Genomic DNA, 19,014 nt, shown 5'->3' with positions numbered 1-19,014 from the left:
GGGGTCCGGCGGGCGGCCGTCCGGTCGGGGGCCGCCCGCCGGGCTCTCAGCGGTGCAGGGCCGCGATGGTCGCGGCGAGCGCCGCGGGGACGTCCTCGACCAGCGTGTGCCGGCCGTCGCGGACGATGTGCCGTCCCGCCACGACCGTATGGCGTACATCGGCCGCGGAGGCGGCGAATACGACCGCTTCGGCGGCGAGCCGGGGCTCCGGCCCCGCTGTTCTGACGGAGTCCAGGGCCACGGTCGCCAGGTCGGCGGGGGCACCGGGCTCGATGACGCCCGCCTCCGGCCGGCCGAGCGCGGCGTGGCCGTCGGCGGTCGCGGCGCGCAGCAGGGCCGCCGCCGTCCAGTGGCCCCGGGTCCGGGTGCGCAGGCGCTCGTCGAGTTCCATCGCGCGCGCCTCCTCGAAGAGGTCGATCACGGCGTGGCTGTCGCTGCCGAGGGAGAGCGGCGAGCCCGCCCGCTGGAGGGCGACGGCCGGCCCGATCCCGTCGGCGAGGTCGCGTTCCGTGGTGGGGCACATGCAGGTGCCGGTCGCCGAGGAGCCGATCAGCGCGATGTCCTCGTCGGTGAGGTGGGTGTTGTGGATGCCGGTGGTGCGCGGGCCGAGGACGCCGTGGTCGGCGAGGAGCCGGGTGGGCGTGCGGCCGTGGACGGCGAGGCAGGCGTCGTTCTCGGCGGTCTGCTCGGAGAGGTGGACGTGGAGCGGCGCCCGCCGTTCCTCGGCCCAGGCGGCCACGGTGGCGAGCTGATCGGCGGGCACGGCGCGCACGGAGTGGACGGCGGCGCCGATCAGGGCGTGGTCGCCGCCCTCGATGAGCGAGGCGCGTTCGGCCCAGGCTTCCGCGGTGGTGTCGGAGAACCGCAGTTGGTACCGGTCCGGCGGCAGGTACCGGGTGGGGCGCTCGCCGAATCCGGCGGAGAGGTAGGCGGTGTCCAGCAGGGTGATCCGGATGCCGGCCTCGGCCGCCGCCGCGATCAGGGCCTCGCCCATGGCGTTCGGGTTGTCGTAGGGGGTGCCGTCCGGCGCGTGGTGCAGGTAGTGGAATTCACCGACCGCGGTGATGCCGGCCAGCGCCATCTCGGCGTACACGGCGCGGGCGAGGTCGTGATACGAGTCGGGGGTGAGCCGGGAGGCGACCCGGTACATGGTCTCGCGCCAGGTCCAGAAGGTGCCGGAGCCGACCTGGACGGTGGAGCGCAGGGCGCGGTGGAAGGCGTGCGAGTGGGTGTTGGCGAGGCCGGGGACGGTGAGCCCGCGCAGCACGGTGGCGCCCGGCGGCGGGGTGGCGACGCCGGTGCGGACGCCCGCGATGACCCCGTCGGAGACGTCCAGGGCGACGCCCGGCTCGACATGGGTGCCGAGCCAGGCGTGGGACAGCCAGTACGTCACGGTGGCGGACCGGCCCGCCGGCTCCGTTGTCAGCTGCACGCGAGACCTTCCAGTACGTCGGCGAGTGCGATCACTCCGGCCACGCAGTCGTCCTCGGTCGCGTGTTCGGCCGGGGAGTGCGAGACGCCGGTGGGGTTGCGCACGAACAGCATGGCGGTGGGGACCGAGGCGGACAAAATACCCGCGTCGTGTCCGGCCCCGGTGCCGAGGACGGGGACCGCCCGGCCGTCGCCGTCGCGGCCCTTGAGGATCCGGCCGAGCTCGTCGCGCAGGGCGTGCTCGAACTCGACGACGGGCGTGAAGGACTCCCGTACGACGTCGAGGTCGATCCCGGCCCGCTCGGCGTGTTCCCGGGCGGCCCGCTCGATGCCGGTGACCACCGTGTCGAGGGCGGCCTGGTCGGCGGCGCGGGAGTCGAGCCAGCCCCGGACGAGGGACGGGATCGCGTTGACGCCGTTCGGTTCGACGGAGATCTTGCCGAACGTGGCGACGGCCCCGGCGAATTCGGCCTCGCGGCGGGCGGCCAGCACGGTCTCGGCGTACGTGAGCATGGGATCGCGCCGGTCGACGAGGCGGGTGGTGCCCGCGTGGTTGGCCTCGCCGCGGAAGTCGAACCGCCAGCGGCCGTGCGGCCAGATCGCGGAGGCGATGCCGACCGGGTCGCCGGTGAGGTCGAGGGCGCGGCCCTGCTCGACGTGGAGTTCGACGAACGCGCCGATGCGGGCGAGCCGTTCGGGGTCCGGGCCGATGGCCTCGGGGTCGTATCCGGCCGCCTCCATGGCCTGCGGCAGGGTGACGCCGTCGCCGTCGCGGAGCCGGTGGGCCGCCTCCGTGGTCAGCTGTCCGGCGGCGAGCCGGGAGCCCACGCAGGCGAGGCCGAACCGGGCCCCCTCCTCGTCGCCGAAGTTGCCGATCGCCAGCGGCCGGGTGAACTCCACTCCCCTGTGGCGGAGTTCGTCGAGCGCGGCGAAGGAGGAGACCACCCCGAGCGGGCCGTCGAAGGCGCCGCCGTCGGGCACGGAGTCGAGGTGCGATCCGGCGACGACGGCGTCCCCGGCGAGCGGGTCGCCGAGCCAGGCCCACTGGTTGCCGTTGCGGTCCACCTCGTAGGCGAGCCCGCGTGCCTCGGCCTGGGCGCGGAACCAGGCGCGGCAGTCGGCGTCGGCCCCGGTCCAGGCGTAGCGGCGGTAGCCGCCGCTGTCCCGGTTCCGGCCGACCGGCAGCAGCTCCCGCCACATCTCCTGGAACGACGACGCCCCGGAGCCCGCGCCGCCGGTCGGCAGGCTCACTGGCCGTCCTCCTTCATCGGCACCCGTACGCCCTTGTCGGCGGCGACCGACTCCGCGATGTCGTACCCGGCGTCGACGTGCCGGATGACGCCCATGCCCGGGTCGTTGGTGAGCACCCGGCGGATCTTCTCGCCCGCGAGCCGCGTGCCGTCGGCGACCGTCACCTGTCCGGCGTGGATGGACCGTCCCATGCCGACGCCGCCGCCGTGGTGGAGGGAGACCCAGGAGGCCCCGGACGCCACGTTGACCATGGCGTTCAGCAGCGGCCAGTCGGCGATCGCGTCGGACCCGTCGAGCATGGACTCGGTCTCCCGGTACGGGGAGGCCACGGAGCCGCAGTCCAGGTGGTCGCGGCCGATGGCCAGCGGGGCGGCCAGTTCGCCGCTCGCCACCATGTCGTTGAAGCGCTCGCCGGCCCGGTCGCGCTCGCCGTAGCCGAGCCAGCAGATCCGGGCGGGCAGGCCCTGGAAGTGGACGCGTTCGCCGGCCATCCTGATCCAGCGGTGCAGCGACTCGTTCTCCGGGAAGAGGTCGAGGATCGCCTTGTCCGTCTTGTGGATGTCGGACGCCTCGCCGGACAGCGCGGCCCAGCGGAACGGGCCCTTGCCCTCGCAGAACAGCGGCCGGATGTAGGCGGGCACGAAGCCGGGGAAGTCGAAGGCCCGGTCGTAGCCCGCCAGCTGCGCCTCGCCGCGGATCGAGTTGCCGTAGTCGAAGACCTCGGCCCCGGCGTCCATGAAGCCGACCATCGCCTCGACGTGCCTGGCCATCGACTCCCGGGCGCGCTGCGTGAAGTCGGCGGGCTTCTCGGCGGCGTACGAGGCCATGTCGTCGAAGTCGACGCCGAGCGGGAGGTACGAGAGCGGGTCGTGCGCGCTGGTCTGGTCGGTGACGATGTCGATCGGCGCCCCCTCGGCGAGCATCCGGGGCAGCAGCTCCGCCGCGTTGCCCAGCAGCCCGATGGAGAGCGGGCGGCGGGCGTCCCGGGCCTCGGTGGCCAGCTGGAGGGCGTGCTCCAGGGAGTCGGCGCGCACGTCCAGGTAGCGGTGCTCGATGCGGCGCTCGATGGCGCGCGGGTCGCAGTCGACGCAGATCGCGACGCCGTCGTTCATGGTCACGGCGAGCGGCTGGGCGCCGCCCATGCCGCCGAGTCCGGCGGTCAGGGTGATGGTGCCGGCCAGCGTCCCGCCGAACTTCTTCGCGGCGACGGCGGCGAAGGTCTCGTAGGTGCCCTGGAGGATGCCCTGGGTGCCGATGTAGATCCACGAACCGGCGGTCATCTGGCCGTACATGGTGAGTCCGAGCTGCTCCAGGCGGCGGAACTCCTCCCAGTTCGCCCAGTCGCCCACCAGGTTGGAGTTGGCGATCAGCACCCGCGGCGCCCACTCGTGCGTCTGCATGACGCCGACCGGGCGGCCGGACTGGACCAGCATGGTCTCGTCCTGCTTGAGGGTCCTGAGCGTGCGCACCATCGCGTCGAAGGAGCGCCAGTCGCGGGCCGCCTTGCCGGTGCCGCCGTAGACGACGAGCTTGTCGGGGTGCTCGGCGACCTCGGGGTCGAGGTTGTTCTGCAGCATGCGCAGGGCGGCTTCCTGCTGCCATCCCAGGGCACTCAGTTCCGTACCGCGCGGTGCCCGTACGGGGCGGGGTCCTGACATGGCGGCGCCTCCTCGCGACTGTAAGTCTTCTATTCACATCCTGAAGGTCTGAATACTCGTAGTCAACAGCCCCGCGCCGGTGTGCCCGGACGCGGGGCCGATCGGGTCGGGCCGCGCGGGGGCTCAGCCCCGGCGCGGCGCCCCGCCGAACGCGGCGTCCCCCGCCATCGGTCCGGTGGTCCGGTACCCCTCGACCCGCTTGCCCGCGGGCCGCCCGCGCTCCGTCCAGTCGGTCCGCACCCAGTACAGGACGTCGCCCCGGTGCTCGGCCCGGCCGATCCGGGCGGCCTTGATCCACAGTCCGGCCCCGGCCCCGGCCAGCACCAGCCCGCCGGCGCCGGGCAGCAGGAACGCACTGGCGACGGCGGCCAGGAACGCCCCGAGCAGCCACCACCGGTGCCCGCGCCGCCAGTTGCGCACGGTCACGGCCCGGTCCTGGAGGAAGTCGGACCGCCCGGCGCGGGTGGCATCCGCCGCCAGCGCCGCGTACCGCCGCCCGCGCACCAGGGCCACCGCGGCGGCGGTGACCAGGAACAGGGCCGCCCCGGCCAGCAGCCCGATCCGGCGCCCGGTGAGCCCCGGCACCAGCGCACCGATCGCCGCCGCCAGCAGCCCCGGCCACCACAGCGGCGCGGCCCCGGCCCGTACGATCACGGCCACCCTCGCCAACGACTGCGCTCCGCGCCCCACGTCCGTACCTCTCTTCCCACGGCGTCCCCGGCCTCCGGCCGGTCCTGTCGGGGCCGGAGGGTAGTGGCCGCAGATGAGCGGTTCCTGAGAAACGACGGGGCGACCGACGCGGAACGAGCCGGGCCCGTAGGGAGCACGGGGCCGGTACGGAACGACAGGACCCGGTACGGGGTCGTCAGAGCATGATCCCGACCATGCCGTTTCCGCCCGCGACACAGCCGAACCGTCCCCGGCAGCAGCGCTCCCAGCCCCCGTGGCCGTCCCCCGCCAGGACCAGTTCCCGCCACGGCTCACCGGCCGGGACGTTCTGCCCGTCCAGACGGAGCGAGAGCCGCGGCACGGCCACCCACCCCCGGGCCTCCGGTGGCCGGACCGGCTCCGGGAGCACGTCGAGCACCTCCTCGGCGGGGTGCCCGAACAGGTCGACGCCGTCCCACACCACCCCCGGGCCCCGCGCGCCGGACCCCGGCCGCCTCCCCGTGATCCTGATCCGCGCGAGCCGGTCCGCCGCGTCCGGTCCCCCGCCGTCCAGGATCAGCCGAACTCCGTCGAACTCGGCGACGACGTTCCACTGCGGCTGGTGGAGGTAGCCGAAGGACCAGGCGTCATGGGCGTGGCGCGGTTCGGAGTAGTCCGCGAGCGTCAACGAGCCGCACTGCAACCCCCGGTACGTCCGGGGCGCGGCCGCCTCCAGCCGGTCCAGGGCCTCCTCGGGCCCCGTTCCGAACCGGAGCGTCCCGGCCCCGCCCGGCAGCTCCACACCGATCCCCGGCAGCAGTTCCAACACCGCCCCATTGTGCGCAAGCCGGTCCATGCCCGGCACCCGGCTCGTCCCCGGTGCGCACCCGTCCGGCGGCGGCCTCACTCCACGAACAGCCCCCGCGCCGCCGCCCGCGCGTCGAACTCCTCCAGCCGCGCCTGCGCGTCGGGCAGGGCGTCGCACATCGCCTCCAGCAGCACCCGGCCCAGCAGCATGGGCGCGCACGCGGTGTCGAAGGCGAGCCCGGTGCCGACGGCGGCCGGAATCAGCAGGTCGCTGTGCCCGGCGACGGGCGCGAAGGCGGAGTCCGCGACGGACACGACGGTCAGCCCCTGTTCCCGCGCGTACGCGAGGGCGTCCACGACCTCCTTCGGGTACCGGGGCAGCGCGAAGCAGATCAGCGCGGTGGCGCCCGCGCGCCGGGCGGCGTCGATCCGGTCGGCCAGCATGCTGCCGCCCTCGTCGAGCACCCGGACGTCGGGGTGGACCTTGGCCGCGAAGTACCCGAAGCCGCGCGCCTGGGAGGAGGCGGCCCGCAGCCCGAGCACCGGCAGCGGGCGCGAGGCGGCCAGCAGCCTGCCCGCGCGCTCGACGGGCCCCGGGTCGGCGAGCAGTTCGGCCAGGTGCCGCAGGTTCTCGATCTCGCCGAGCACCGCCTGCTGGTACTCGTTGTACGCGTCGTCCCCGTCCCCCGGCGCGGATTCGGCGGGGGCGACCTCCCGCAGGTGCTTGCGGAGCGCCGGATAGCCGTCGAAACCGAGCGCCACGGCGAACCGGGTGACGGACGGCTGGCTCACCCCGGCGAGTTCGGCCAGCTCCACGCTCGACAGGAACGGCACGTCCCCGGCCCTGCGCACCATCGAGTGCGCGATCCGGCGCTGGGTGGGTGTGAGCCGGCGCCCCTCGAAGAGCTGCTGCAACCGCGCGGCCGGGCCGCTCCCGCTCATGCTGTCCCCTCGGTCGATCCGGCGCACCATGATCCGGCGCCGACAGATCCATTCAGCCAGCATGGCATCTGCATGTCCATATGCAGCCGGGTCACCGGAACCCGGGTCCGGGACCGTTCCCGGCCCCGGGTTCCGGGACCCGGCGCTCAGGACTCGCCGTCCAGGACCTCGACCACCGAGACCCAGGACTTCCAGCGCTGTGTGAAGACCCGGAGCGTATGCCCGCCCGGCACCTTCCCGGACCAGGCGGTGACCTCCTCCGGGCCCGCCACGCCTTCCGGTGCGCCTCCCCCTCCGTCCTGCGCCGCACCCGGCGTACGGCTCAGACCGTCCGCGTCCAGTCCGGCGAGCACCGTCCTCAACTCGTCCCGGGCCGTGGTCTCGTCGTCGTACTCGACGAGGCACTGCCGGGCCACGGCCTTGCCCACGCCCCGGTACTCCGCGGTGTAGCCGATCCGGTCGACCGTGTTCGCCCCCGGGTTCGGCCCGGTGGAGGCGGCCGGGCAGAACGTGCCGAGTCCCGCCCGGTTCAGGAGGTCGCCGCGGGCGTCGGAGTCGACGTGCCGCCCCTCGTTCTTCTTCCAGTGCCACGTGTCGTACAGCGGCACCTCCTTCGCGGGCAGCGTCCGGACCGCACCGTCCTCGCGGAACGGGTTGTCCGGCGTGGTGGCCACGATGCCCCGGTCGTCCGGCCGGCCCGTGCCGCCCGGCAGCAGGGCCCACGCCCCGGCGGCCGCCAGCGCGACCGCGCACAGTGCCGCCGCGCCCGTCCTGCGGCGCGTCCGGCGCCGCTGCCCCCGCCGCCGGATCTCCTCGGCGGCGGGCAGCCGCACCGCGACCCCGTCCAGCAGTTCCTCGACCTCAGCCATGGTCCGCACTCCCCACCCGTCCGGCGGTGGCAAGGGGGTCGGCCAGCCGCTCGCCGAGCACCTTGCGGGCCCGGTGGAGCCGGGTCCGTACCGCACCGTTCGACACACCCGTCTCACGCGCCACGTCTTCCACCGGGAGGTCCAGCAGGTGGTGCAGGACCACGGCCCGGCGTTGCTCGGCGGTCAGTTCGCCGAGGGCGTCCAGCAGCGCCACCCGGTCCGCCGAGAGGCCCGGCACGTCCGCGGGCGGCCCGTGCCGGAAGTGCGCGCGCACCCGGTTGCGCGTCCTGCGCCAGGTGCTGATCGCCAGCCGCACCGCCACCGTCCGCACCCAGGGGAGCGGATCGCCCTCGCGCACCAGGCGGTCCCAGCGCTGCCACGCCCGTACGTACGCCTCCTGCACCGCGTCCTCCGCCTCCGCCAGATCGCCGGTCGTCGCGTAGACGGTGGCGACCAGCCGCTTGGCCGTGGCCGTGTAGAACGCGTCGAAATCCTCGGCCCCCGTCAGCATCGTCCTCCGTCCGCCCGTCCCCGGGAAACTGTCGTAGCCCGGGGACGGTTCATCGCCCGGACGCTGTTCTCACCAGGTACACGCACCGGCGGCGGCGAATGTTACGGACGACTTTCCGGGACTCCCGCCGGCTCCCTCCGTGAGGCGTTCCCCCCGGGGAAGAGGGGGGACAGCCCCACTGCGCGCGGGGCCGGCGGTTCCTAGTCTGAGGGGCATGAAAGCCGGAGACTCCGAGCTCAGGAACGAGCTCGACGCCGCCCTGCGTGCCCGTAGCGAGCTGGGCCCGGAGTACGACTCCGCGCTCGTCGAATCCTTCCTGGAGAAGGTCGAGCACCGGCTCGACTCCACGCTCGACCTCCGTGTCCGGCGCCACCTGGCCGAACAGCGGGTGAGCCTCGCCAGGGGCGCGCGCCCCTCGCATCCGCTGGGCGACTTCGCGGAGCGCTACGGCTTCGCGATCATCTCGTTGGTCCTGGCCGTGCCGCTGTCGGCGATCGGCGCGCAGACGGCCCACACCGGTGGCCTGGTCGTCGCCTGGCTCGGGATCGTCGCGGTCAACGTGGTGCACGCCGCCCGCGGCCGGCCGTTCCTCCACCGGCGCTCCGGGCGCCCGGCCTCCGACTGGGAGGACTGAGCGGGCGCCCCTACGCCTGGCGGGTGGGCTGCACGATCAGCTGGCGCAGGTTGATGTGGCGCGCCCGGCTGGTGGCGTAGGCGATCAGGTCGGCGATCTCGTCCCCGGACAACGCCCCGAGGGCCTCGAACATGCCGTCGAGCTGTCCGCTCAGCTCGGCGTTGTCGATGTGGTCGGCCAGTTCCGTGTCGGTGAGGCCCGGCTCGATGTTGGTGACGCGCACGTCGCGGGGGCCGAACTCGGTGCGCAGCGACGTGGACAGGTGGGTCAGCGCGGCCTTCGTCGCCCCGTACACCGCGTAGTCGGGGAACGTGACGTGCGCGCCGATGGACGAGATGTTCACCAGGTCCGCGGTGCGGCCCTCGGCCGCGGCCGCCACCAGGTCGGCCGTGAAGGCCCGGATGATCCGCAGGGCGCCGGTCACGTTGGTGTCGATCATCCGCTGCCACTCGTCCGCCCGGCCGGCGTCCACCGGGTTGGGCAGCATCACCCCGGCCGCGTTGACCACCAGGTCCACCCGGCCGAACGTGTCGTGCACCAGCTCGGCCGCGGCGTCGACGGACGCCTGGTCGGTGACGTCGGTGGGGACGGCGAGCGCCCTGCCGCCCGCCGCCGCGATCGTGGCGGCCAGCTCCGTCAGCCGCTCCGCGCGCCGGGCCAGCAGGGCGACCCGGACTCCCTGTGCGGCGAGCAGCCGGGCGGTCGCACTGCCCATTCCGCTGGCGGCTCCGGTGACGACGGCGGTGCGGCCGGCGAGGCTCTCGTACGACATGTCGTGCTCCTTGTGCGCTCCGGGCCCGGAGCGTCTCCCCGGGCCCGGTCCCACTCTGCGCGGCGGCCTCCCGGCCACCCAGGGTGAGGCTGTTCCTGGGTCTGCCAGTACCAGGTTCGGTACGAGGGCTTCTCCTACGATCGGAGCCATGGACGCTGACCTCGGTGATTTCCTCCGCTCGCGCCGGGCCCTCATCCAGCCCGAGGACGTGGGGCTGCGGGCGTACGGGCGGCGGCGCGTGCCCGGCCTCCGGCGCGAGGAGGTGGCGCAGCTGGCGGGGGTGAGCGTCGACTACTACGTCCGGCTGGAGCAGGGACGCGGCCCGAGCGTCTCGGACGCGGTGCTCGACTCGATAGCCCGGGTACTGGGGCTGGACGAGACGGAGCACGCGTACCTGCGCACCGTGGCGCGCCCCAGGCCGCGCACCTCCGCTCCGGCCGCCTCCCAGCGGGTCCGTCCCGGGCTGCGCCTGGTGCTGGACTCGCTCGTGGCCGCCCCGGCGTTCGTGCTGGGCCGCCGGATGGACGTACTGGCCTGGAACGCGCTGGGGGACGCCCTCGTCGGTTTCTCCCGGATGTCCGCCGCCGAGCGCAACATGCCGCGCCAGGTGTTCCTGGAACCGGCGGCGCGGAAGCTGTACCCGGACTGGGCGGCGGTGGCGGCGGAGACGGTGGCGCACCTGCGGCTGGACGCAGGGCTGCGTCCCGGTGACAGGAAACTGGCCGCGCTGGTGGGTGAGCTGTCCCTGAGGAGCGAGGATTTCCGCCGGCTGTGGGCGGATCACCGGGTGAAGGCGAAGACCTGCGGCGTCAAGCGCCTCGACCACCCGGTGGCGGGCGAGCTCGTTCTCCCGTACGAGACGCTCGGCGCGGCCGGCGACCCCGACCAGTCCCTGGTGGTCTACACCCCGGAGCCCGGCAGCGAGACGGCGCGGCGCATCGCCCTGCTGGCGGACGGGACGACCGCGCGGACCGGCTGAGGAGGGCCGGGGAGGACGGTCGTGCCGCCCCGCGCACCCGTGTGTCGCGGGGACCGCCGCACCCCCGGTCTCCCAGGGGGCGGGACGACGGCGGTCCCCGCGAGGGACGCGGCCCGGGTCGGTACCGGTCGACGCGTCCTGGCGACGGTGGAGGTCCGGGAGCCGCTCCGTAGTCCGGTGTCGCCGTATCGGGTGCCGACGGGTCTCCCCCGCCGACACCCCTCAATCTGCCGTACGCGTGTTAAGCCGGTGCTGCGCGTACATGTCGCGCGCGTACCGTTCTCGCGAAGCCCGGCCCCGCTGCCCCGCGAGGCCCGGCCCGTGTCACGCCTTGCCGGTCGGTCCGTTCTTGGCGAGGAACGCCAGCAGGTCCTGGCGGCTGACGACGCCCTTCGGCTTGCCCTCCACCAGCACGATCGCCGCGTCCGCCGCGTTCGTGCCGCCGAGCGCCGCCATCAGGTCCTCGACCGGTTCGCCGGAGCCGACCTGCGGCAGCGGCGGCGACATGTGCTTCTCCAGCGGGTCGGAGAGCGAGGCGCTCTGCGCGAACAGCGCGTTGAGCAGCTCCCGCTCCACCACGGAACCGACGACCTCGGCGGCCATCACGTCCGGGTGGCCGGCCCCCGGCTTCACGATCGGCATCTGCGAGACGCCGTACTCGCGCAGGACCTCGATCGCCTCGCCGACGGTCTCCTCGGGGTGCATGTGGACGAGCGTCGGGATCGGGCCCTCCTTGTGGGCGAGCACGTCCCCGACCCGGGCCGACGGACCGGCGTCCTCCAGGAACCCGTAGTCCGCCATCCACTCGTCGTTGAAGATCTTGCTCAGGTACCCGCGTCCGCTGTCCGGCAGCAGGACGACGACCACGTCGTCCGGGCCCAGCCGCTTGGCGACCTCCAGCGCACCGACCACGGCCATCCCGCAGGAGCCGCCGACGAGCAGGCCCTCCTCCTTGGCCAGGCGGCGGGTCATCTGGAAGGAGTCCTTGTCGGACACGGCGACGATCTCGTCCGTGACCGTGCGGTCGTAGGCGCTCGGCCAGAAGTCCTCGCCGACGCCCTCGACGAGGTACGGGCGCCCGGAGCCGCCGGAGTAGACCGAGCCCTCCGGGTCCGCGCCGATCACCTTCACCGCACCGTCGCTGACCTCCTTGAGGTAGCGGCCGGTGCCGCTGATCGTGCCGCCCGTGCCGACGCCCGCGACGAAGTGGGTGATCTTCCCGTCCGTCTGCTCCCACAGCTCGGGGCCGGTGGTCTCGTAGTGCGAGCGCGGGTTGTTGGGGTTCGAGTACTGGTCCGGCTTCCAGGCTCCCGGCGTCTCCCGGACCAGCCGGTCGGAGACGTTGTAGTAGGAGTCGGGGTGCTCGGGGTCAACGGCCGTCGGGCAGACGACGACCTCGGCCCCGTAGGCGCGCAGCACATTGATCTTGTCCGTGGACACCTTGTCCGGGCAGACGAAGATGCACTTGTACCCCTTCTGCTGGGCGACGATCGCCAGACCGACGCCCGTGTTGCCGCTGGTCGGCTCGACGATCGTGCCGCCCGGCTTCAGCTCGCCGCTCTGCTCGGCCGCCTCGATCATGCGCAGGGCGATCCGGTCCTTGACCGAACCGCCGGGGTTGAAGTACTCGACCTTGGCCAGGACCGTCGCCTGGATGCCGGCCGTGACATTGCGCAGCCTCACCAGCGGGGTATTGCCTACGAGACTGATCATCGAATCGTGGAATTGCACCGTCTACTCCGGGGTCTCCGTAATGGTCCGGCAAGGGTATGCGTACGGGGGCGGGATTGGGCGAAGCGATTGAGCGGCGGTCACCGCGGGGCAGTTAGCTGTATGTACGGCGGTACGGCGACGAGGAGGTGGACCGGACTGTGTCGAGAGCGAGGGTGGCACGGCGGATCGCGGCGGGCGCGGCCTACGGCGGCGGCAGCATCGGGTTGCTCGGTGCGGCGGCGGTGGGCGTCCTGCTGGCGGAGGTCCAGCTGGCGAAACGGCAGGTGGGCGGCGGTATCGCACCGGTTCCGCCGAGCGCCGACGGGCGGTACGGGGTGGCGTTCGCCGGGCCCGCGGAACCGCTGCGACTGGGGTTGCTGGGGGATTCGACGGCGGCCGGACAGGGGGTGCGCCGGGCCGGACAGACACCGGGCGCGCTGCTCGCGTCGGGGCTCGCGGCGGTCTCCGAACGGCCGGTGGACCTGCGCAACGTCGCCCAGCCGGGGGCCCGGTCGGACGATCTCGAACGGCAGGTCTCGCTGCTGCTCGCCGACGCCTCCCGCACCCCCGACGTGTGCGTGATCATGATCGGCGCGAACGACGTCACGCACCGGATCCCGGCCACCCAGTCGGTGCGCTGTCTGACCACCGCGGTGCGCAGGCTGCGCACCGCGGGTGCCGAGGTCGTGGTCGGCACCTGCCCCGATCTGGGCACGATCGAGCCGGTCTACCAGCCGCTGCGCTGGCTGGCCCGGCGGGTGAGCCGGCAGCTGGCGGCGGCCCAGACGATCGGCTCGGTGGAGCAGGGCGGGCGCACGGTGTCGCTGGGCGACCTGCTCGGGCCGGAGTTCGAGGCGAACCCCCGGGAGCTGTTCGGGCCGGACAACTACCACCCGTCGGCGGAGGGCTACGCCACGGCGGCGATGGCGGTGCTGCCCACGCTCTGCGCGGCGCTGGGGCTGTGGCCGGAGTCCGAGCGGCTGGACGGGGCCCGGCGCGAGGACATGCTGCCGGTGGCCGAGGCGGCCTCCCAGGCGGCCAAGGAGGCCGGTACGGAGGTCACGGGGGCCCGGGCCCCCTGGGCACTCCTCAAGCAGCGCAGGCGGCGGCGCCTGCCCGCGAGCACGGAACCCCACCCCGAGCCGGAGACGCACGAGGAAGAAGAGGCCACCGAGAGCACCGAGAACGCCCCGCAGGACACGGGCAGTGGCGCGGACAGCGGCACCTCGACCGGGGGAACGGACGGGGAGACCGGCGGCGAACCGCACGAGAAGAAGAGCGGGAAGAAGGATGGGGAGAAGGGCGGGGAACCGTATGGAGAACCGCGCAATCTCCCGGCCAATTGATCGACTGAGCGGTCGCTTAGAAAAGAGGTCGGCATCACATGCGCTGCCCGGTGACCCAGCCCTTACGTACAGGTAACTTCCAAGTCAGTACCTGCCAGAACCCGCCTTCCAGCCCTCATGGAGCCGCGTGATGCCCGAAGCCGTGATCGTCTCTGCCGCCCGTTCCCCCATCGGCCGGGCCTTCAAGGGTTCGCTGAAGGACCTGCGCGCGGACGACCTGACCGCCACGATCATCCGGACGGCGCTGGCGAAGGTGCCCGAGCTGGACCCGAAGGACATCGACGACCTGATGCTCGGCTGCGGTCTGCCGGGCGGCGAGCAGGGCAACAACCTGGGCCGGATCATCGCCGTGCAGATGGGCATGGACCACCTGCCCGGCTGCACGATCACCCGCTACTGCTCGTCCTCCCTCCAGACCAGCCGGATGGCGCTGCACGCCATCAAGGCCGGCGAGGGCGACGTCTTCATCTCGGCCGGTGTCGAGATGGTGTCCCGCTTCCCGAAGGGCAACTCCGACAACTGGCCGGACACGCACAACCCGCTGTTCGCCGACGCCGAGGCCCGCACCGCGGCCCGTGCCGAGCAGGAGGGCACCGACTGGCACGACCCGCGCGAGGACGGCCTGGTCCCGGACGCGTACATCGCGATGGGGCAGACCGCGGAGAACCTCGCCCGGCTCAAGGGCATCACCCGCCAGGACATGGACGAGTTCGGCGTCCGCTCGCAGAACCTCGCCGAGGAAGCCCTCAAGAACGGCTTCTGGGAGCGCGAGATCACCCCGGTCACCACCCCGGACGGCACGGTCGTCGCCAAGGACGACGGCCCGCGCGCGGGCGTCACCATGGAGGGCGTCCAGGGCCTGAAGCCGGTGTTCCGCCCGGACGGCCTGGTCACCGCGGGCAACTGCTGCCCGCTCAACGACGGTGCCGCCGCGCTCGTGATCATGTCCGACACCAAGGCGCGCGAGCTGGGCCTGACCCCGCTGGCCCGGATCGTCTCGACCGGCGTCTCGGGCCTCTCCCCCGAGATCATGGGGTACGGCCCGGTGGAGGCCAGCAAGCAGGCGCTGAAGCGGGCGGGGCTGACCATCGACGACATCGACCTGGCCGAGATCAACGAGGCGTTCGCCGCCCAGGTGATCCCCTCCTACCGCGACCTCGGCCTGCCGCTGGAGAAGGTCAACGTCAACGGCGGCGCCATCGCCGTCGGCCACCCCTTCGGCATGACCGGCGCCCGGATCACCGGCACGCTGATCAACAGCCTCCAGTTCCACGACAAGCAGTTCGGCCTGGAGACCATGTGCGTGGGCGGCGGCCAGGGCATGGCCATGGTCATCGAGCGGCTGAGCTGAACTGAGCCGAGCTGAACTGAGCTGAGCTGAGTCGGGTCGGGTCAACCGGGTGCCGGGCCCGCCTTAGTGGGCCCGGCACCCGGCCGTCGCCGGAGGGCATGGCTTTCGGCCGATCTCCGGACCACGAAGTGGCTGTTTCCGAGCCCCGACCGTGACCGAATCTCCCCCAGGATGTGACCTATCTCCTGGGGGAGAGTCATTCTCGCAGGTCACACCCATCCCGGGGCTAAACCCCGGGCCCAAAGACCTGTCCAATTCGTGACGTAATGCACTGACACAGGGCGCAGGTAGGGGACAAGCTGAGGTAGGAAGTCGGGGGATCGATTGAAACCGGGAGTATGTGTGAGCGCCATGCCTCTTGCCCTGTTGCTGACCACCGCCGCTGCCACGGTGGTGGGCGCTGCTGCTCTGCACGCCGCTCACGGGCTGCGCAAGCAGGTCTCGGCCCTCCGTACGGAGCTGGCCGCAGCCCGCGCCCACGGCACCGTCGTGCCCGCGCAGAACCGCGGTGACATCGCCACCCCCGTCGCCGAGATACGCGCGGCCGTCGCCGACGCGCTCGCCGAGGAGCGCGAGCGCGAACTCGCCGAGGCCCGCGCCTTCTGGGCCTCCCAGGAGGCCCGTGACGCCGCCGACGCCCCGTCTCTGCTGGGCGGTCCGGTCGGAACGGGCGAGGAGGGACCGTTCTTCATGCCTCGTCAGTCGGACTTCGCGGGGCTGGACGCGATGGACCTCGACGCCACCGAGGCCCTGGAGGAGCTGGCGGAGCTGACCGGGCTCTCGGACATGACGGAGCTGACCGGGGCCACGGAGTTCACCGAGGACTCCCCCGAGCTGGCCGCGGCCCGTCGCCGCCACCCCTCGCACCCCGACTTCGTACCGGTGCAGACCCCCGTCGTCACCGATCACGAGCGCACCGTCAACCGCCTCGAAGAGCTCGCCGACAGCCGTACGGAGCTCGCCGACGTGCGCCCCGGCCCGCTCGGCACGCTCGACGTCTACGTCTTCGCCGACGGCACCACGCTCTGCATGACCCCGGGACACCGTGAGACGGCCGAACGACTGTCCGAATCCCTCCTGGCGGGCGAGCACCCGGTTCTGCTGGGCGGTTCCGGTGTCTCCGGCGCGTACGCGCTGACGTTCTCCTGCGGCAAGGAGAACGTCTACATCCTCGCCGACCGCGTCATCGCCTCGTTCTGACACCGCGGCACACGCGCAGAACGGCTCCCGTCGGCCACCGGCCCGGTCGCCCCCGGTCCCGCCCTCCACGGTCACCGGTTTCCGACCAGCGGCCACCGGCTAGGCGAATGCCCGCTCAGCCGCTTCCATGACGAATCGCACGGCCTCGTCGAGCTCGGTCGACGAGGCCGTTTCCAGTGCCACCGCCAGATCGCGCCCCGCCACGGCGAGCTGGTCGCCGACCGCGAAGGCCCCCGCGTCCGGCATGGTCCGGGGCTCCCGGTCCGGCGCCTCGATCCTCTGCGCCCGCAGCGCGAGCTCCCTGGCCGCGGCGAGCGCCTCGGCGGCGGCTCCGCGCTGGAGACGGCTCTGCGGGGCGGCGCGCAGCCGGTCGGCGAAGCGGTCCACGGCGGTGATCAGCGGGGTCGTATCGAGCACCCCGCGACCCTACGCGCCCCCGCCGGTCGCCCGCCAACGAGCCGACGCCTCCCCTCGCGAGCGACACGAGCAGCACGAGCAGCACGAGCGGCCGGGAAGCACGGCGAGAAGCACGAGAAGCACAGGAAACGGGAACGGCCCGCAGGCACAGTGCCTGCGGGCCGTTCCCGTCGTACGGGTACCACGGTTGCCGCGACGGTCAGTCGTCGCCGCTCAGGATGGAGAGCAGACGCAGCATCTCCAGGTAGATCCACACCAGGGTCATGGTGAGGCCGAAGGCGGCCAGCCAGGACTCCTCGCGCGGGGCGCCGAACGCGATGCCGTCCTCGACCTGCTTGAAGTCCAGCGCCAGGAAGCAGGCGCCGAGGATGATGCCGATGACACCGAAGAGGATGCCGAGGCCGCCGCTGCGGAAGCCCAGGCCGTCACCGCCGCTGAAGACGGTGAACAGCAGGTTGACCACCATCAGGAGCATGAAGCCCATGGCGGCCGCCATGACGAAGCCGTAGAAGCGGCGGGTCACGCGGATCCAGCGCATCTTGTACGCGATGAGCACACCGGCGAAGACACACATGGTGCCCATCACCGCCTGCACCACGACGCCCGGTCCGATGTACGTGCTGACCGCGCTGGAGATCACCCCGAGGAAGACGCCCTCGAAGGCCGCGTACGAGACGATCAGCGCCGGAACGGGCTTGCGCTTGAAGGACTGGACGAGCGACAGGACGAACGCCACCAGCGCGGCACCGATCGCGATGCCGTACGACTTGCCGAGGTTGGCCGCGTCGACCGGCAGCAGGGCCCAGGCGGCCGCGGCGCCGAGCACCACGGTGCCGAGCGTGATCGCGGTCCGCGTGACGACGTCGTCGATCGTCATCGCGCCGGAGCGCGTCGGCGCCTGCGGGGCGCCGTACTGGGCGTCCGGCTGGGCGTAGGGGTTGGTGGCGTACGGGTTCGCGGCGGCGCCCTGCGCGTACGGGTTGGTGCCCGCTGCGGGGGCCCCGGCCTGCGGCGCCGCGTTGAAGCCCGCGTATCCGTTGTCGCGGCTGAAGCCCCGTCGCGAGAAGACCGGGTTGCTGCTCCTCATCTCACTCCTCCATGGCCACCCTGCGTGGCCTTCCCATAAGAGTAATGGGTAGGCAAAAGAATCAGACTAGTGCTTGGGGAGGATCTTTACGGAAACGATGAACGGGCCGTGGTGCGCGTGGCGGGCCCCGGACCCGGCGGAATCCGGGCCCCGGACCGTTCCCGTCCTGGCGCCGGTCCCGCCCCAGGGTCTTTCGTTTGGATCAGGCCGGATCAGTGAGCGGGGTCCGGTGCGTGCGATCGCAAGGCGGAGGAGGGAGGCGACGCGGAGCGTCGGCGACCGACGACAACGCCGCGAGCGTGCGCACCGGGGCACGCGAGCCCGGCATGATCCAAACGAGAGGCCCTAGCTCCGGTCCGGGTCGGCCGCGCGCAGGTCGGCCAGCAGCTCGGCCTGGCCGGCGAGGACCCCCGACAGGATGGTCCTGGCGACCCTCAGCAACTCCGCCACCTGCGCGTTCGCCAGCGAGTAGTACACGCCCGAGCCCTCCCGGCGGGTGACCACCAGGTTCGCCCGCCGCAGCACGGCCAGCTGCTGCGAGAGGTGGGCCGGCTCGACACCGATCTCGGACAGCATCTCGGACACCGCGTGCTCCCGCTCGCTGAGGAGCTCCAGCACCCGGATCCGCACGGGGTGACCGAGCGTCTTGAAGAACTCGGCCTTCAGTTGGTACAGCGGAGCACTCATCGCAGCGGCCTCGCGCACCCGGTACCGGCCGTCCGGCCGGTCCGTCGTGGTCGTACGTGTCCCGTGCATCGCGTCCACCCAAAACTCTTCGCCATGGGGCCATCCTCGCGTGCCCGCTCCGATGCGCGGGCCTCGCGAATTGCCGACATTAACAATTCGTAATGTTCTGGTGGCAGGTACGGGATGAAGTGCGGCGGAACCGGTGCCGGGGCCCCGGGCGTTCCCGGACGCCGGGCGCGTTGCCGGGCGGCGGCCCGCCCGTTCCTCATCGCAGGGGCACGGTGATCCAGATGCTCTTGCCCAGCCCGTCCGCGTCCTCGCGCACGACGGCCGTGCCGCCGAGGGCCAGCGTGAGTTCGACGACCGTGGCCAGGCCGCCGGTCGCGCCGACGGCCGGTGCGTGCAGGGCGGGCCGGTACGGGTGGCGGTCGTGGACGCCGAACGCGAACGTGTCCGGGCCCGCCGCGTAGAGCACGGTCACGTTCGGGGAGAGCACGGCCGCGTGCCGGACGCTGTTGGCGACCAGCTCGCTGAGGATCAGCAGGGCGGGGCCGACGCCGGGGTGGTTCAGGCCGATGCCCCACTCGACCAGCACCTGCTCGGTGGTCTCGCGCGCCGTGCGGACGGCGGCGCCCATCGCGGGCAGGGTCAGCACATGGCGCAGGGGCAGGGCTTCGAGCCGCTCCGTCACGAGCCGTGCACCTGCCGGGA

19 protein-coding genes are annotated in these 19,014 nt (G+C 72.9%); 5 read left to right on the top strand and 14 right to left on the bottom strand.

All coding sequences use genetic code 11. The features are described from left to right. Nucleotides 1-46: 46 nt before the first annotated feature. From ACFYW1_RS16755 to ACFYW1_RS16720, 8 genes are all read right to left on the bottom strand, one after another. The gene (locus ACFYW1_RS16755) at nucleotides 47-1,432 is read right to left on the bottom strand and encodes a formimidoylglutamate deiminase (protein WP_388992606.1); all 1,386 of its coding nucleotides are present in this window, start codon (nucleotides 1,430-1,432) and stop codon (nucleotides 47-49) included. Continuing rightward, nucleotides 1,423-2,676: an allantoate amidohydrolase gene (locus ACFYW1_RS16750; protein WP_388992772.1), complete on the bottom strand. Its 1,254-nt coding sequence runs from the start codon at nucleotides 2,674-2,676 to the stop codon at nucleotides 1,423-1,425. The genes ACFYW1_RS16755 and ACFYW1_RS16750 overlap by 10 nt, the downstream gene beginning before the upstream one ends. A 2-nt stretch (nucleotides 2,677-2,678) precedes the next feature. Beyond that, nucleotides 2,679-4,340: a urocanate hydratase gene (gene hutU / locus ACFYW1_RS16745; RefSeq protein ID WP_388992603.1), complete on the bottom strand. Its 1,662-nt coding sequence runs from the start codon at nucleotides 4,338-4,340 to the stop codon at nucleotides 2,679-2,681. A 123-nt stretch (nucleotides 4,341-4,463) separates the two neighbouring features. Then, on the bottom strand, nucleotides 4,464-5,030 hold the full coding sequence (locus ACFYW1_RS16740) for a hypothetical protein (RefSeq protein ID WP_388992600.1): 567 nt from the start codon (nucleotides 5,028-5,030) through the stop codon (nucleotides 4,464-4,466). A gap of 175 nt (nucleotides 5,031-5,205) precedes the next feature. Continuing rightward, nucleotides 5,206-5,817: a hypothetical protein gene (locus tag ACFYW1_RS16735; protein ID WP_388992597.1), complete on the bottom strand. Its 612-nt coding sequence runs from the start codon at nucleotides 5,815-5,817 to the stop codon at nucleotides 5,206-5,208. Nucleotides 5,818-5,891: 74 nt separating this feature from the next. Next, nucleotides 5,892-6,737, bottom strand: coding sequence for a MurR/RpiR family transcriptional regulator (locus ACFYW1_RS16730; protein ID WP_388992769.1), 846 nt, complete (start codon nucleotides 6,735-6,737; stop codon nucleotides 5,892-5,894). Nucleotides 6,738-6,883: 146 nt separating this feature from the next. Beyond that, the gene (locus ACFYW1_RS16725) at nucleotides 6,884-7,606 is read right to left on the bottom strand and encodes a hypothetical protein (protein ID WP_388992594.1); all 723 of its coding nucleotides are present in this window, start codon (nucleotides 7,604-7,606) and stop codon (nucleotides 6,884-6,886) included. After that, on the bottom strand, nucleotides 7,599-8,117 hold the full coding sequence (locus ACFYW1_RS16720) for a SigE family RNA polymerase sigma factor (protein ID WP_385604884.1): 519 nt from the start codon (nucleotides 8,115-8,117) through the stop codon (nucleotides 7,599-7,601). Before ACFYW1_RS16720 ends, ACFYW1_RS16725 begins: the two co-directional genes overlap by 8 nt. Nucleotides 8,118-8,331: 214 nt before the next feature. Between ACFYW1_RS16720 and ACFYW1_RS16715 the strand changes: the two genes are divergently transcribed. Next, nucleotides 8,332-8,751 (top strand): hypothetical protein, encoded by a 420-nt coding sequence (locus tag ACFYW1_RS16715; RefSeq protein WP_388992589.1) that lies wholly within the window; start codon nucleotides 8,332-8,334, stop codon nucleotides 8,749-8,751. Between the two features lie 10 nt (nucleotides 8,752-8,761). Here the strand turns inward: ACFYW1_RS16715 and ACFYW1_RS16710 are convergent, their stop codons facing one another. Further along, entirely contained in the window at nucleotides 8,762-9,523 is a 762-nt protein-coding gene (locus ACFYW1_RS16710) for an SDR family oxidoreductase (protein ID WP_388992586.1), read from the bottom strand. 148 nt (nucleotides 9,524-9,671) lie between these two features. Here ACFYW1_RS16710 and ACFYW1_RS16705 point away from each other — a divergent pair, with 148 nt between their 5' ends. Beyond that, nucleotides 9,672-10,502 carry a helix-turn-helix transcriptional regulator gene (locus ACFYW1_RS16705; RefSeq protein WP_388992583.1) on the top strand — a complete coding sequence of 277 codons (831 nt, stop codon included), beginning with the start codon at nucleotides 9,672-9,674 and terminating at the stop codon, nucleotides 10,500-10,502. Nucleotides 10,503-10,826: 324 nt separating this feature from the next. On the opposite strand, the gene ACFYW1_RS16700 is transcribed toward ACFYW1_RS16705, so the two are convergent. Then, nucleotides 10,827-12,233, bottom strand: coding sequence for a cystathionine beta-synthase (locus ACFYW1_RS16700; protein WP_388992580.1), 1,407 nt, complete (start codon nucleotides 12,231-12,233; stop codon nucleotides 10,827-10,829). A 155-nt stretch (nucleotides 12,234-12,388) separates the two neighbouring features. Here ACFYW1_RS16700 and ACFYW1_RS16695 point away from each other — a divergent pair, with 155 nt between their 5' ends. The 3 genes from ACFYW1_RS16695 to ACFYW1_RS16685 all read left to right on the top strand — a co-directional run bounded on the left by ACFYW1_RS16695 (nucleotide 12,389) and on the right by ACFYW1_RS16685 (nucleotide 16,112). Continuing rightward, nucleotides 12,389-13,561: an SGNH/GDSL hydrolase family protein gene (locus ACFYW1_RS16695; protein ID WP_388992766.1), complete on the top strand. Its 1,173-nt coding sequence runs from the start codon at nucleotides 12,389-12,391 to the stop codon at nucleotides 13,559-13,561. Nucleotides 13,562-13,691: 130 nt separating this feature from the next. Then, entirely contained in the window at nucleotides 13,692-14,912 is a 1,221-nt protein-coding gene (locus tag ACFYW1_RS16690) for an acetyl-CoA C-acetyltransferase (protein ID WP_388992577.1), read from the top strand. A 366-nt stretch (nucleotides 14,913-15,278) separates the two neighbouring features. Further along, nucleotides 15,279-16,112 carry a hypothetical protein gene (locus ACFYW1_RS16685; protein WP_388992763.1) on the top strand — a complete coding sequence of 278 codons (834 nt, stop codon included), beginning with the start codon at nucleotides 15,279-15,281 and terminating at the stop codon, nucleotides 16,110-16,112. A 99-nt stretch (nucleotides 16,113-16,211) separates the two neighbouring features. Here the strand turns inward: ACFYW1_RS16685 and ACFYW1_RS16680 are convergent, their stop codons facing one another. From ACFYW1_RS16680 to ACFYW1_RS16665, 4 genes are all read right to left on the bottom strand, one after another. Beyond that, nucleotides 16,212-16,529: a hypothetical protein gene (locus ACFYW1_RS16680; RefSeq protein ID WP_388992574.1), complete on the bottom strand. Its 318-nt coding sequence runs from the start codon at nucleotides 16,527-16,529 to the stop codon at nucleotides 16,212-16,214. Nucleotides 16,530-16,728: 199 nt separating this feature from the next. Beyond that, on the bottom strand, nucleotides 16,729-17,616 hold the full coding sequence (locus ACFYW1_RS16675) for a Bax inhibitor-1/YccA family protein (RefSeq protein ID WP_388992571.1): 888 nt from the start codon (nucleotides 17,614-17,616) through the stop codon (nucleotides 16,729-16,731). A gap of 345 nt (nucleotides 17,617-17,961) precedes the next feature. Beyond that, nucleotides 17,962-18,303 (bottom strand): ArsR/SmtB family transcription factor, encoded by a 342-nt coding sequence (locus tag ACFYW1_RS16670; protein ID WP_388992760.1) that lies wholly within the window; start codon nucleotides 18,301-18,303, stop codon nucleotides 17,962-17,964. Between the two features lie 265 nt (nucleotides 18,304-18,568). Then, on the bottom strand, nucleotides 18,569-18,940 hold the full coding sequence (locus tag ACFYW1_RS16665; protein WP_388992757.1) for an ATP-binding protein: 372 nt from the start codon (nucleotides 18,938-18,940) through the stop codon (nucleotides 18,569-18,571). Nucleotides 18,941-19,014: the final 74 nt, after the last annotated feature.

Source organism: Streptomyces sp. NPDC002669, assembly GCF_042889165.1.
In the GTDB taxonomy this organism is placed as follows: Bacteria; Actinomycetota; Actinomycetes; order Streptomycetales; family Streptomycetaceae; genus Streptomyces.
This window is presented reverse-complemented; position numbering and strand designations above follow the sequence as displayed.